Consider the following 13,614-nt stretch of genomic DNA (forward strand, 5'->3'; position numbering starts at 1 on the left):
TTAATGCATAAGGTATATTATTAGACAATAGATAGTTGTAACCGAACTGAATGTCTATCTCTCTTAATTATACTAAAATGAAATATCGAGTCATAAAACACCTGTTTTTATCCTTTACCCTTATTTTTATACTTTTCACTAGCTCTACACTATCTGCTTCTACACATCATGGAAAACAAGATAAAGTAACATCAAAGAAAAATAATTCTGAAAAGGAAGAGTGGCTTCATTATGCAAATTCTGCAAGACAGTGTATTGAAACCAGTAATCTGATGGATGCCCTAGAATTGATTGATATAAGCATAGAAATCAATAAAAATAGTACAAATTTGGAAATTAAAGGTGATTACTACACTAGTATGGGTAATCTAACAAAAGCATTCGAACATTATCAGTTAGCAATTCAGCATTTTAATAATAATGGATACAATAATATAATGTTAAAAGCTTTACACAATAAAGTTAATTTAACAAAAAATGCCTTAACAATCAGAAAATAAAAAATGCTTTTAAACAACTGAACCTCAACACTTTCATGTTGAGGTTCTTATACGATTTTCATCAGTAGTTGCGTCAGATAGGAAAAAAATAACCGACTAAGTTAAAAAAATCTTCGAATAGGAATATTATTCCTTTGAAGTATTACAAATATAGGGAACTATTAATAAATATCAATAGAATCTTAAAATATTAACAAATAAATGTCAATTTAACCCTATATATGTTAAAATAGACTACTGAGTCTAATTCTGACTACTTTTTAATTGCTTCAATAAGCTTAGGAACTACTTCAAAAGCATCTCCTACAACTCCATAATCTGCCGCTTTAAAGAAAGGTGCATCTGGATCTTTATTAATAGCGACAATCACTTTAGAAGAGTTCACCCCTGCCAAATGCTGAATTGCACCAGAAATACCAACCGCAATATATAATTGAGGAGCTACTTTAATTCCTGTTTGTCCAACATGCTCGTGGTGAGGTCTCCAATCCATATCAGATACAGGTTTTGAACAAGCAGTTGCTGCACCCAATGTAGAAGCTAAGTCTTCAATCATTTGCCAATTTTCTGGGCCTTTCATTCCTCTACCTGCAGAAACTACTAAATCTGCTTCTGGTAATAAAATATCACCTTCTTGTTTATGAACACCGATACGTTTTACACCAAAATCAGCAGCATCAAAAGCAACAGAAATTTCTTCTATGGCTGCTTCTGAAGAAGTAGGTTCTAATTGAACTACATTCTTTGTAACAGTAATAACTTTTTTACCATCAGGAACTGATACAAACGCAAAGGCTTTCCCTGTAAATACTCCTCTTTTTACTACAAAACCATTTGATGTATCTGGAAAATCTTGAACGTTAGTTACTACACTAGCTCCAATTTTTATTGCTACTCTAGCAGCTACCGCATCTACTAAAGAAGAGCGCGACATTACAACAGTTTCTGCTCCAGATTGACCTACAGCCTCTGCTATTAATTTTGCAGTTGCAGCAATTACACCATCATTTAGACGATCATCAGAACAGTGTAATACTTTCTCTGCACCATAATTGCCTACTTTAGCTAATTCAGAAGCATCAATACTTCCCATAGCTACAACAGTTACGGCTCCTATTTTTGCTCCATACGCTACAGCTTCTAATGAAGATTTTTTTATAACTCCATTATCTGCTTCTATAAATACTAATACTGACATGTCTTTTTTGTTTTATGTGTTAAAGTTTAAAATGAAATGGTGAATTAAAGTACGCGTGCTTCATTTTTTAATAAGCCCACTAATTCATCCATTTGATCCGCGTCTACCATTTTACATTCCCCTTTTTCTTCAGGTAATTCAAAAGATTGATATGTAGTTACGCCATCAACAGCTACCGCCTCAACTACTTCAAGAGGTTTCTTTCTAGCCATCATAATACCACGCATGTTAGGAATTTTCCACTCTGCGATTGGTTCTTGACAACCTGCTACAAAAGGTAACTGAACTTCAACATCTTCGTGTCCTCCTTCAATTTCTCTACTTAATTTAGCAGTAGTTCCATCTACATCTAACTTCATTGCTGGAGCAATTGATGGCCACCCAAGGAGTTCACCTACAAGACCATGAACCAAACCAGAATTAAAATCTGAAGATTCACGTCCCATTAAGATCATATCATAATTTTCTGATGCTGCATGTGCAACTATTTGCTTTGCTACAAATAGAGAGTCTGACGGTTCAGCATTTACTCTTACTGCGTTATCAGCTCCAATTGCTAATGCCTTTCTAATTGAAGGTTCTGTATCTACAGTTCCTACATTAAGTACTGTAACTGTTCCACCAGAAGCCTCTTTTAATTCTACAGCTCTTGCAAGTGCAAAATCATCGTAAGGTCCTATAATAAATTGTACCCCGTTTGTATCAAGCTTGTTGTCTACAAACTTGATTTTCGTTGTTGTATCAGGAACGTGACTAATGCAAACTAAAATTTTCATGTGTTATGTTGTTAATTGGTGATTACTTTTAATGGTTTAAAAGCAATAATTATCTTAAATTCGTTTTATTGGTAAGGCTAAAATAGTATGCAAGCATAATAAATTCCAAACTTTCTTTAGAATAAATATTAATTATTATTCATTATAGGGTAGAAATAATGTGCTTAAACAAAATTGTTATAAAAATACTTTAGTATATAGCGCTACAAAAGAATTCATTTAACTCAAATATTTAGATATGGGAATTGCAAAAAAACGTTTACAATCTTCTCTGAACAGTGAAGTAGAAAAAATGCTAAACGAGCAAGTTCAATTAGAGGATCAATCATCTCAATTTTATTTATCTTTTGCATCTTGGTGCGAAACTGAGGGATATGTAAAATCTGCAGAGTTTTTATATGACCACGCAGAAGAAGAAAGAACTCATATGTTGAAGTTCTTTAAGTACATTAATGCTGTTGGTGGCCATGCATTAGCTGCAGAAATTACAGCTGTTCCTCATGAATTTAAATCTTTAAGACACGTCTTTGAACAAGTGTTAGAGCACGAAATTAAAGTAACAAAAGCTATTAATGAGATTGTTGACTGCTGTTTTCAACAAAAAGATTTCAGTACATTCCAATTTTTACAATGGTTTGTTGCTGAACAAAGAGAAGAAGAAGAAACTGCTCGTACAATTTTAGATGCTTTTGATTTAATTGGAGAAGATAGTCCTCAGGGATTATGGTTAATTGACCAAGAGATTGGAAGAATTGGTACAGAGGGTGTCGATTCGGATCCTTCTGCAACTGCATAATAAAAAAGGGTATTGATTAAAATCAATACCCTTTTTTATATCATTTGACCATACAGCCTAAATAATCTCTTTACTATTTACTACTTTAATACCAGATACCTTTAAATCGATAACAGCATTCTGCACATCAGTTGGCTTTATATTAACGCCTCTTGTTGCATCTTCTACTAAAAAAGTCTTATACCCGCAACCTTTAGCGTCTAATGCTGTAAACTTAACACAATATTCGGTTGCTAACCCAGCAATATAAATTTCAGTAACTCCTTTTAAGGTCAGAAATTTATTTAAACCAGTATCATTTCTTTTATCGTTATCAAAAAAACCACTGTAGCTATCAACCTCAGTATCTGTCCCTTTTTTAAAAACAGCATCAATATGTTCTGTGTTTAATGATGAAACAAATTCAGCTCCATCAGTATTCTCTACACAGTGTTCTGGCCAAAGAATTTGCGGGAGACCGTTAAGCTCTACAATTTCCCCAATTTCTTTTTTCTTATGATTTTTAGCAAAACTTTTATGGCCAACTGGATGCCAATCCTTGGTTGCTACTACTACATCAAACTTAGATGATATATTATTAATAATGGGAATAATATGATCTCCTTCTGGAACTTGTAAAGCTCCACCAGGTATAAAATCATTTTGTACATCTATGATTAATAATGCGCGCATGTTAGATTATAATATTATAAAAAGATATACAGTTGTAAGTATCTGCTAAAATTGGAATTTTTTGAATTAACTATATATCAAAATTTCAAATTCAAAACGTCACAATTTAATATATCATCAAAAAAAAACATAAAGATGATACAAGAATAAACTGAACTATGTAACTTAACGTAGCAGAAACGATTATCGGTCAATAATTTAATTTTTTTTAATAAAATGGATACTCAAAGCAAAGATTTTTTATACAAATATTTAAATAATGCTTCACCTACGGGACATGAAGCTGAGGGACAGCGTATTTGGTTAGATTATGTAAAACCTTACGTTGATACTACCTTTGTAGACAATTACGGCACTGCTGTGGGAGTGATTAACCCAGAAGCTCCTTTTAAAGTAGTTATAGAAGCACATGCTGACGAAATTGGTTGGTATGTAAATTATATTACTGCAGAGGGTTACATTTATGTAATTAGAAATGGTGGTTCAGACCATCAAATAGCCCCGTCTAAACGTGTATTATTACATGGTGAAAATGGTGTTGTTGAAGGTATCTTTGGATGGCCAGCAATCCATACAAGAAAACCTGGTAAAGAGGCAACACCATCTTTAGATAATATCTTTATTGATGTTGGAGCTGCTTCAAAAGAAGAAGTTGAGGAAATGGGTATTTTTGTAGGTACTGTTATTACTTATGAGGATGAACTAAGAGAACTGAATAAAGGTAGATTCTTTTCTGGTAGAGCACTAGATAACAGAATTGGTGGCTTTATGATTGCTGAAGTTGCTCGAAGACTAAAAGAAGAAGGTCATGAAGTACCGTTTGGACTTTATGTAGTAAATGCTGTTCAGGAAGAAGTTGGTTTAAGAGGTGCTGAGATGATCACTCAAACAATAAAGCCAAATGTAGCAATCGTTACAGATGTTTGTCATGATTCTTCTGCTCCTATGTATAACAAACAACTTGAAGGTGATACTAAAGGTGGTAATGGACCTGTACTTACTTTTGCTCCTGCTGTTCAGAACAATTTATTAAAGATGTTAATTGATACTGCTAAAGAGAAAGAGATTCCTTTCCAACGTGCAGCTTCATCTAGAGTAACAGGAACGGATACTGATGCCTTTGCTTATTCTAATGGAGGTGTTCCTTCGGCATTAATATCATTACCATTAAAATATATGCATACTACAGTAGAAACTGCACATGCAGATGACATTGAAAATACTATTAAATTGATGTATGAGTTTATTAAGCAGCTGCCTAATGAACATGATTTTAGATACATTAAGTAATAAAAAAAGAGATTGTCGTGATGACAATCTCTTTTTTTATAGATAAAATATTTTGTTAGTTCTTTACTTTTGGTACCGAAACACCATGGCTTTTAGAAATAATTACATTTATCTTATTCATTTTATTTTTTGATAGTTTAGAAGATTTCAAACCATCTTCAGAAACTTGATCACCTTTTTTTGCTACAACATAATAGGCTTGTTCTTTCAATCCTTTGGTAAATTTAACTCTACCATTTTTATTTGTTTTATCCTTCGCCTTCATGCCATTTTCTTCATCCCAGGCGTCATCTTCGTTTGCGTAAAGTGTTACTTCCGCTCCTTCTATCACATTTCCTTTTTCATCTAATACAGTTACTTGTAACCCTATTAAAGCAAAAGGCTTTTCTGCTGATATAGTTGTAAAACTTGTACTTATGCATACACAAATCATAAGTACTATTACTGAATAAATGCTAGTCTTTTTCATACCAAAAAAATTGTTTGAATTAGAAATCATGACCTAAAGTTACATAATACTTTGGTTTAGTTTGTCTAAATCCATCTTCAATTCCCCAAGCAACATCTAATTTTAAATAATAGCCTAATAAAGTTGTTCTAGCACCAACTCCATGTCCCATTAAGAATGGGTATCTAAAGTTTTTCACTGTTGCATCAAATCCACCAACCGGACCAATCTCTTCTGTATTTAAAGCATTATCTTCTTCGAATGGATTTACACCAGTCCAAGCAGAGCCAATATCATAGAAAATTACTAATTGTAAATCTCTAAGTATTTTTGATTTTGTAGGCTTCTTCGTAAGGAATTTCATTACTGGCATTCTTAATTCTGCATTAAATACCATGTAGTTTTCGCCTTCCCACTTATTCCAATTAAAACCTCTAACAGGTGTTGTAAATTGAGTAAATAATAAATCAGTAAGATCTGGTTGAACAGGACTTTCTGGGTTACCACCTCTAGGATCGTTGTCCATCTGGCCAAATGCCCAGTTATCCATACCTCCCATTCTATACGTTTTAGGACTATCCCCAAAAAACTTACCTGCAGAAACTCTCATTGCTAAAGACATTGATCGTAATACTTTTTGATAACGTCTAACATCTATAGAAATGTTCTGAAAGTTCTGTGAAATACTAGTAAGCCCGACATAATTTTCATATCTAACTTTTGCTCTAGTACCTGTCAACATATTTTTACCTCTCTCTAAACTATTATCAAATACATATTCTACATTAAAACCTGTCCATGCTCTGGTTACATCGGGAACTGATAATCCTTGAATTGATGTATCAGAATATCTTGTAAAAGATAAAAATGGTTGTACTTCAATTCTACTTCTAATACTTACAGGTAAAGAAACTCCACCTTCGTAGTAATTTTTAGCATAACGTTGTTGATTAATCTCTAAAGTTTGTCTTTCATACCTTATACTATAATCTAAACGATGTCTTAAATAAAGATATTCTGCAAAGAAGTTGCCATTACTTAAAGAGAATGTTCCAAATAACCCCGCATTAATTTTATGGTTTTCCATTGCGTCAGTCATCATTACCTCAAACTGAAGGCCTGAGCCCATAAGAGGATCGAAACGTAGGTTTGTATTAAAACCATCTATTGAAAATCTTGGTAAATAATCTTGAGATTTAGAGAACATCGATTTTTTAGACGATGCATCTTGTTTTGCTTTTAAACGTTCGTTGTATTTTGCCCAGAATGCATCTCGCTTATTTTTGCTATACGAGAAAAATTTATAGTTATCAGTATTTACATCACCTTCTTCATCTACTTCATTATCATATGTAGGTTTCTGAGGTAAATTTCCAATATCAGGGCCTGTTCCTTTTGCTGTATTGATTGTAACAAATTCATAATTGTCAATATCAATTTCTTCATCAAGTGGATCTATTTCTACTTCTTTAATTGGTTCTTGCTCAATTACTGGCTCTTGGTTTTCAATAACTACAGCTTCAGTCATATCTTTTACATCAATAGAATCTTCCCAATCTATATTTTCTGTATCGATAGAATCTTGAGCTAAAATCTGTTTAAGTTGTTCTTCTTCTTGAATGGCCTGATAAATTGAATCTTGCACTCGCTTTAATTCATTTTGACGTTGTTGCTCTCTAAACAAAGCCATACGAGCTTCTGCTTCTCGTTTTCTTTTCTCTTGTAGTGCTTTTTTCTTTTTAATGATTTGTAACTCCCTAAGATCCATTATTTGTTGCCTTCGGGTTTTGGGGGTAAAAACATTTTTATCTGGATTTACCTTACCCGTATAAATATGTTCTTTTTCATTACTATATAATACATAAGCAACTTGATTTCCATAAGTAGTAAAGTCTTTTACACTATATAAAAAGTTTGATACTTGATGTGTTACAGAATCTTGAAAATCATAAACAAAGAAATTTGTGATTCCTTTTCTATCACTTAAGAATAATAAATGTCTATCATCTAATACTCTTGGTTTAAAATCTCTACCTAAATTATTGGTTATTCTTTCTAGCTCTAAGGGTTTTTCTTTTTTATAGATAAACAAATTAAATGTACTAGAAATGTCCTCTAAATCTCCTGTTCTAGTTTTTGTAGAATCAACCGTTCTATTTGAACTAAAAACTATATCCGAACCATTTTTTAAATAAGAAGGTGAAAGGTTATCAAAATAATCTTTTGTAATCTGACGTGTTCTTCTTCTTGCAATGTTGTGTTCGTAAATATCAGTTTGCCCTCTTCTTTCTGCACTCATGGCAATTTTTTTACCATTTGGCGAAACAGCTACATCATTTATGTGATCAAACTTAAATTCAATTTCACGTTTTACGTACCTAAAGAATGTATTAAAACCACCTTTTGATAGGTTATAAATCCACATATAGTTTTGTCCTTTCCTCTGAGAAAAAACAACTAATTCATCTTTGCTAACCCAATCTACCAAAGGAACATCGTAATCAATTTGCTGATTAACGACCTTATAACCACTTTTAAATACCGTTTTAAGTCTCTTTTTCTCTAAATCATATACATTGATCTTATACTTACCTTTTTCATTTTCTGTATAAGCCAAGCGAGTACCATCAGGACTAATATTTATTTTATTATAAATACGTGATTTCCTATTTCGCGCAATCGCTTCTTTTTCATCAATATCTTTATAGTTATTATTTAGTTTCTCCTGCTCTCCTAGGTAGAACTTTTTCCAACCATCAATAAACTCTTCGTAAGAAATACCTAAAGTATTTTGTAATGCTACTTTTTCATCCCTTACAATTCTTGTAAGATTTAAAATACTAGCCATATTACTTTTACCATAAGCTTCTACTAAGTAATTCCATATGGACTGACCTACAATTTTGGCGTCATCTCCTTCTAAGAAGCGAATATTTGGAAACTTTTTAGGGTGTCTAGAGAAAAAGTCTCTTACTTTATCATCCATTTCTCTAGACCAACCTCTAGAAATATAATCTGAAGCTCCAACAATGAACCAATTTGGCAAATTCATTAAGTAACTAGACTTAATCATATCTTTAAGGGACCCACCGTACATCATTTCAAATATTAACGCATCTGCAATACTACGTTTAATATCTTCTTCAAAAATGTATTTGCTACCACTAAAAGCAACTTCTACTTCCGAACGGATAAAACTTGTTTGTCCAGTAATAGCATACCCTTGCTGATTTAAACCAATATTACTCTGCCTTAAATCTTGAATAGAATTATAGACTAATATTTTAGTTTTATAATAAGGAGCATACCCGACTGTTTCTGTTACATTCTGGTATTCACGTTCCGCAATTTGTCCTGCAATTTTAGCTATAGTAATTCCATAGCCATAGTAATACAGTTCAAAGTGTTCTGTTTCTATGTAACTCCAATCAAATACTTCGTACTGTACTCTATTCTTTCCAAATTTATCTAGATGAAAAAAATGTTGAGCATTAACTTCCGAGGCAATTGCGAAGAAGAAGAAGAGTAATATTAATTTGCAGTGTTGGTTCATATTATTAATGTCCCTCCTTTGAGACAGTCAGAATTAAAATAGATAATGCGTTAATGGTACTAGGTCCAAAAACATTGACAATAGAGTTAATAACTAATAGTTTACTAGAACAAGTTGAAATGAAAAGAGTTTTTTCAAATTGCTTCTGATCTAAATTAAGAAAAAAAAATGGTCTAGCACTACTGATTTTAAGAAAAAATGTGCCTTTATAGCCATTTACTAAATTTATATTTAATACTAAATGATAATAATTTCCCGAAAATCAAATAATCTCCTTATTTTTGGCTTGAAAACGAAAAATAATAGAGGCAATTAAAATAAAGTCTTACAATTAGATTATGGCGGAAATAATCAGAATGCCTAAGATGTCTGATACGATGACAGAAGGCGTTATCGCATCTTGGCTAGTAAAAGTAGGTGATCAAATAGCATCTGGAGATGTGATCGCTGAGGTTGAAACAGATAAAGCAACAATGGAACTTGAGAACTATGAAGATGGTACTTTATTGTACATCGCAGTTCAAGAGAAAGAAGCTGTTGCTATCGATGGAATTATTGCAATTGTTGGAGAAGAAGGTGAAGATTACCAATCACTTCTTTCTGGAGATACTGCTGCTGCTCCTGCAGAAGCTCCTGCGGCACCTGCCGCTCCGGAAGCTCCTGCTGCTGCTCCAGCACCTGCTGCAGAAGCAATAGATACTTCTGGTATCAATGCAACTGTAGTTAAAATGCCAAAAATGTCAGATACAATGACTGATGGTACTATTTCATCTTGGTTGATGAAAGTTGGTGACGAAGTAAATGCTGGTGATATTTTAGCTGAAGTTCAAACGGACAAAGCTACAATGGAATTAGAATCTTACGATGAAGGTAAACTTCTATACGTTGCTGTTGAAGATGGTGGTTCTGTTCCTGTAGATGGTGTTATTGCCATTATTGGTGAAGAAGGCGCTGATTACGAAACTTTATTAAAAGCTGAAGCGGCAAAATCTGCTGCTCCTACTACTGAAGCTGCTCCAGTTGCTGAGGCTGCTCCTGCACCCAAAGCCGCCGCTGCTGCTCCAGTTGCTAAGAAAACTTCTGCACCTGCTGTAGCTCAATCAAGAGATGCGGCTCCTGCTCCAGAGCATGATGGAAAAAGAGTATTTGCTTCTCCATTAGCTAAGAAAATGGCTGAAGACAAAGGTTTTAATATTGCTATGATTCCTGGATCTGGAGATCACGGTAGAGTAATTAAGCGTGATGTTGAAGCATTCGTTCCTGCACCAACAACTGCTCCTGCTACTCCTCCTGTAGCTGCTGTGCCTGCTGGTGTTGAAAGCTTTGATGATCAGCCTATGAATAATATGCGTAAGGCGATCACTAGAAACCTTAACTCTAGCCAATTTGGTGCTCCTCACTTCTATTTAACAATGGATATCGACATGGACAATGCTATGGCAGCAAGAAAGTCTATGAACGAGGTTGCAGATGTTAAAATTTCTTTCAATGATATGGTTGTTAAAGCTGTTGCTGCTTCTTTAAAGAAGCATCCAATGGTTAACTCATTAGTTGAAGGTGATGTTATTAGAGTAGCAAGCCATGTAAATGTAGGTGTAGCTGTTGCTATTCCTGATGGTTTAGTAGTACCAGTAATTAGACATACAGATTCATTATCTTTATCTCAAATTTCTGGAACTGTTAAAGAGATGGCTGGTAAAGCAAAAGATAAAAAATTATCTTTAGATGAAATGACAGGTGCAACATTTACAATTTCAAACTTAGGTATGTTTGGAATTGAACAGTTCACTTCGATTTTAAATGCTCCTGCTTCTTGTATTTTAGCTGTTGGTGGTATTAAGCAAGTTCCTGTTGTTAAAAACGGTCAAATTGTTCCTGGTAACGTAATGAAAATTACACTTACTTGTGATCATAGATCTGTTGATGGTGCAATCGGTGCTGCATTCTTACATACACTTAAAGGTCTTTTAGAAGATCCTGTTAGAATCTTAATCTAATTCACACGAATTAGTTTACATATAAAAAGGACTACTGCAATTAATTGTAGTAGTCTTTTTGCTTTTAAAAAATCTAGTACAAAAAAATGCAATATACTTTTACAGTATATTGCATTTCTGAGTGATTGGATTAATCGTCCTGTCGGTTAGACAGCTTTTATTTAGTATTATTCGCAGTAGTTAATAACGAATACTGCATGAATAAGTTTCAAAAAAAATGACATTTTTCACCTTTACCAACTCCCATTAAATATTTCTGTTATTGCACTTTCTAGTTGAGTATCTTTATCCATCTCTGTATCAATAGGTTGCTGAGTTACTAAGATATCTGGAGGAACTCCCAATTCAAAATCTAAATCTCCATCAACAGATCGAGTCTGCGTAACAGACATTCTGTAATACCATCCATTAGGTAATTGACCGCCTCTTGGTGCTCCAAGGCCACCACCTGTTGGTACTCCTATTATCTTTACATCCCTTAGTTTCTGTACTGATTTCATTGCAGTAGCAAAGTATGATGTTGCACTATAACAACCTCTATCTGTAAGAATAACTATCTTACCTGGATAATATAATCCACTTGGAGATATATTAGCAGGAATCCAATCATCAAAGTCATCTGCTCCAGGCCCTGTCTTATTTCTACTATAATACAATGTAACTTCACCAGAATCAGAAGGTATAAACCTTTGACACATTTTAAAAATATTCAATGGAGAGCCTCCTCCATTACTTCTTACATCGATTACCATTCCATAGGTTGTTTTTCCATATCTAGAAATAACATAATCAATATCGTAGCTAGAAATCATTGAAGAAAAACTACTATATCTTACATAGGCAATACCTTTGGGTACTCCATTCTCAATCTTAACAATAGGCTTTTTTTCTCCATCAGCTGGATCAATAGCATGAATAAAGTCATGCTGTAAAGGTCCTGTTATAGTGTAGTAATCACTTAAGTAAGTGGTTCTTATAATCCTTGTACTATAATTAGAATCAGGAACAGCTAATTCGGGATATCTAGAAACATTAAATGCCGAATATAGATTTACATGTCCATCTTCTAATGTCTCTAGCATATTAAACATACTTCGGAAAAATACTTCTTGTGGCATATCATTCGTAACCTGCACTCTATAAACAGAATAAACACTGTCCCAATCAATATTTTTTAATTCTAGATAAGAATATTGATCATGAACTTTTTGCCATAAATATTCAAAAGTTTCTGTATTTGAAGAAGTAGGATCAGCCTCAATAAACATTTTCTCACAACTAAATAATGTGAGTAGTAAGGCAATTGAAATAGCCTTACACACTAGCTTTTTTATATTTTTCATCTTATTTCTTATTTCCAGTTACGTTAAACATAAATGCCAAACCTAAACGGTGGTACGCTCCTTTAGATGTACCACTACTTCCTTCGTTTACAGCATAATATTTCCATTCGTATTGTAATCTAAATGCATTAAGATTATGTAATTTGTAATACATTTCTAAACGAGATTGAAATTGAACTAGCTTTCCAATAAAAGCAAACTCTTGCTGTCCCCCTCCTGATAAGAAGTTGGCTCCTGTAGTAAAATCACTTATTGTATTGTAACTAGGGCGCATGTAACTACCCATTAAAGGCAAAGAAATTGACCATAGAAAAGTAAGGTCTCGATCTCTTTTCCTAAAGAACTTACCTGTTTTCCCTATACTTACATCCCATTCTAATTGCCCTCCTAAACCAAAACCAGAAATATATTCAAAATTTAAAGCTGAATTTGTATAGGAGAAATTACCCCTATAATTCCCTAAAAAATCAATTGCACCTCCTAATTTTAAAGAAGCTCCTTTTGTACCACTAAATACCGGGTTGATTTTCCATAAGGCGTGGGTGTGCACAGGTATCGTATAATATATATTCCCACCTGTATCTGTACTCCCTGAAAGATCTGTATACATTAAGCCAAAATTAAAACCACCATCAATTAGAAATTCAAAATGATCGCTTGTATTTAAGTAACCTCCAGATGCTCCTATTCCCATACCTGAATAGGTTAAAGGAGAAAACGCAGCATCTCTAGATTTAACGTTAGCAACAAAATTTGACCCAAGTAAAATATATTGATTTTGCTTTCTATCTTTTTTAATTTCTTCTACTTCTTCTTGTGCAAAGGAAATAGTAGAAACAAAAGAGAGTAACATCAGCAAAGGAAAACCAATAGCCTTTGTTTTATTCATTGTAATTGATTGAAGGATTAATAATAGTTAGTACGTAATTCTTCTTACGACTAGTTTACTTTAAACTAATATTAAATTAATGAACCTTTTTGAGTAAAAAAATAATTTTTGCAATAGATAATTCTTATTTTTATTACTTAATTTTTTAGAAG

Annotated in this window: 11 protein-coding genes; 4 read left to right on the plus strand and 7 right to left on the minus strand. The window is 33.3% G+C overall.

Annotated features, from left to right (window positions below; genetic code table 11):
* The first annotated feature begins 77 nt into the window (after positions 1-77).
* Positions 78-500, plus strand: a complete 423-nt coding sequence (locus tag EI427_RS12255) for a hypothetical protein (protein WP_126615031.1) — start codon at positions 78-80, stop codon at positions 498-500.
* 253 nt (positions 501-753) lie between these two features.
* Here EI427_RS12255 and EI427_RS12260 read toward each other — a convergent pair whose 3' ends face one another.
* Complete coding sequence (locus EI427_RS12260; RefSeq protein ID WP_126615033.1) at positions 754-1,698, minus strand: electron transfer flavoprotein subunit alpha/FixB family protein; 945 nt, start codon at positions 1,696-1,698, stop codon at positions 754-756.
* A 44-nt stretch (positions 1,699-1,742) separates the two neighbouring features.
* The gene (locus tag EI427_RS12265) at positions 1,743-2,474 is read right to left on the minus strand and encodes an electron transfer flavoprotein subunit beta/FixA family protein (RefSeq protein WP_126615035.1); all 732 of its coding nucleotides are present in this window, start codon (positions 2,472-2,474) and stop codon (positions 1,743-1,745) included.
* Between the two features lie 238 nt (positions 2,475-2,712).
* On the opposite strand from EI427_RS12265, the gene EI427_RS12270 reads away from it, so the two are divergent.
* Positions 2,713-3,270 (plus strand): ferritin, encoded by a 558-nt coding sequence (locus EI427_RS12270; protein WP_126615037.1) that lies wholly within the window; start codon positions 2,713-2,715, stop codon positions 3,268-3,270.
* A gap of 57 nt (positions 3,271-3,327) precedes the next feature.
* On the opposite strand, the gene pncA is transcribed toward EI427_RS12270, so the two are convergent.
* Positions 3,328-3,942 carry a bifunctional nicotinamidase/pyrazinamidase gene (gene pncA, locus EI427_RS12275; protein ID WP_126615039.1) on the minus strand — a complete coding sequence of 205 codons (615 nt, stop codon included), beginning with the start codon at positions 3,940-3,942 and terminating at the stop codon, positions 3,328-3,330.
* 216 nt (positions 3,943-4,158) lie between these two features.
* On the opposite strand from pncA, the gene EI427_RS12280 reads away from it, so the two are divergent.
* Positions 4,159-5,232 (plus strand): M42 family metallopeptidase, encoded by a 1,074-nt coding sequence (locus EI427_RS12280; RefSeq protein WP_126615041.1) that lies wholly within the window; start codon positions 4,159-4,161, stop codon positions 5,230-5,232.
* Between the two features lie 55 nt (positions 5,233-5,287).
* Here the strand turns inward: EI427_RS12280 and EI427_RS12285 are convergent, their stop codons facing one another.
* Positions 5,288-5,701, minus strand: coding sequence for a DUF2606 family protein (locus EI427_RS12285; RefSeq protein WP_126615043.1), 414 nt, complete (start codon positions 5,699-5,701; stop codon positions 5,288-5,290).
* 19 nt (positions 5,702-5,720) lie between these two features.
* Positions 5,721-9,233 (minus strand): PD40 domain-containing protein, encoded by a 3,513-nt coding sequence (locus EI427_RS12290; RefSeq protein ID WP_126615045.1) that lies wholly within the window; start codon positions 9,231-9,233, stop codon positions 5,721-5,723.
* Positions 9,234-9,571: 338 nt separating this feature from the next.
* Here EI427_RS12290 and EI427_RS12295 point away from each other — a divergent pair, with 338 nt between their 5' ends.
* On the plus strand, positions 9,572-11,230 hold the full coding sequence (locus EI427_RS12295) for a 2-oxo acid dehydrogenase subunit E2 (RefSeq protein ID WP_126615047.1): 1,659 nt from the start codon (positions 9,572-9,574) through the stop codon (positions 11,228-11,230).
* Positions 11,231-11,463: 233 nt separating this feature from the next.
* Here EI427_RS12295 and EI427_RS12300 read toward each other — a convergent pair whose 3' ends face one another.
* On the minus strand, positions 11,464-12,573 hold the full coding sequence (locus EI427_RS12300; RefSeq protein ID WP_126615049.1) for a S41 family peptidase: 1,110 nt from the start codon (positions 12,571-12,573) through the stop codon (positions 11,464-11,466).
* A gap of 1 nt (position 12,574) precedes the next feature.
* Complete coding sequence (locus EI427_RS12305; RefSeq protein WP_126615051.1) at positions 12,575-13,462, minus strand: hypothetical protein; 888 nt, start codon at positions 13,460-13,462, stop codon at positions 12,575-12,577.
* Positions 13,463-13,614: the final 152 nt, after the last annotated feature.

It is taken from the genome of Flammeovirga pectinis, from assembly GCF_003970675.1.
Lineage (GTDB): Bacteria > Bacteroidota > Bacteroidia > Cytophagales > Flammeovirgaceae > Flammeovirga > Flammeovirga pectinis.

What these genes read in the sequence shown, in the direction of transcription:
- pncA (WP_126615039.1), bottom strand. Translation starts at nt 3,942, where the DNA reads ATGCGCGCATTATTAATCATAGATGTACAAAATGATTTTATACCTGGT.
- EI427_RS12260 (WP_126615033.1), bottom strand. Translation starts at nt 1,698, where the DNA reads ATGTCAGTATTAGTATTTATAGAAGCAGATAATGGAGTTATAAAAAAA.
- EI427_RS12300 (WP_126615049.1), bottom strand. Translation starts at nt 12,573, where the DNA reads ATGAAAAATATAAAAAAGCTAGTGTGTAAGGCTATTTCAATTGCCTTA.
- EI427_RS12255 (WP_126615031.1), top strand. Translation starts at nt 78, where the DNA reads ATGAAATATCGAGTCATAAAACACCTGTTTTTATCCTTTACCCTTATT.
- EI427_RS12265 (WP_126615035.1), bottom strand. Translation starts at nt 2,474, where the DNA reads ATGAAAATTTTAGTTTGCATTAGTCACGTTCCTGATACAACAACGAAA.
- EI427_RS12290 (WP_126615045.1), bottom strand. Translation starts at nt 9,233, where the DNA reads ATGAACCAACACTGCAAATTAATATTACTCTTCTTCTTCTTCGCAATT.
- EI427_RS12270 (WP_126615037.1), top strand. Translation starts at nt 2,713, where the DNA reads ATGGGAATTGCAAAAAAACGTTTACAATCTTCTCTGAACAGTGAAGTA.
- EI427_RS12285 (WP_126615043.1), bottom strand. Translation starts at nt 5,701, where the DNA reads ATGAAAAAGACTAGCATTTATTCAGTAATAGTACTTATGATTTGTGTA.
- EI427_RS12280 (WP_126615041.1), top strand. Translation starts at nt 4,159, where the DNA reads ATGGATACTCAAAGCAAAGATTTTTTATACAAATATTTAAATAATGCT.
- EI427_RS12305 (WP_126615051.1), bottom strand. Translation starts at nt 13,462, where the DNA reads ATGAATAAAACAAAGGCTATTGGTTTTCCTTTGCTGATGTTACTCTCT.
- EI427_RS12295 (WP_126615047.1), top strand. Translation starts at nt 9,572, where the DNA reads ATGGCGGAAATAATCAGAATGCCTAAGATGTCTGATACGATGACAGAA.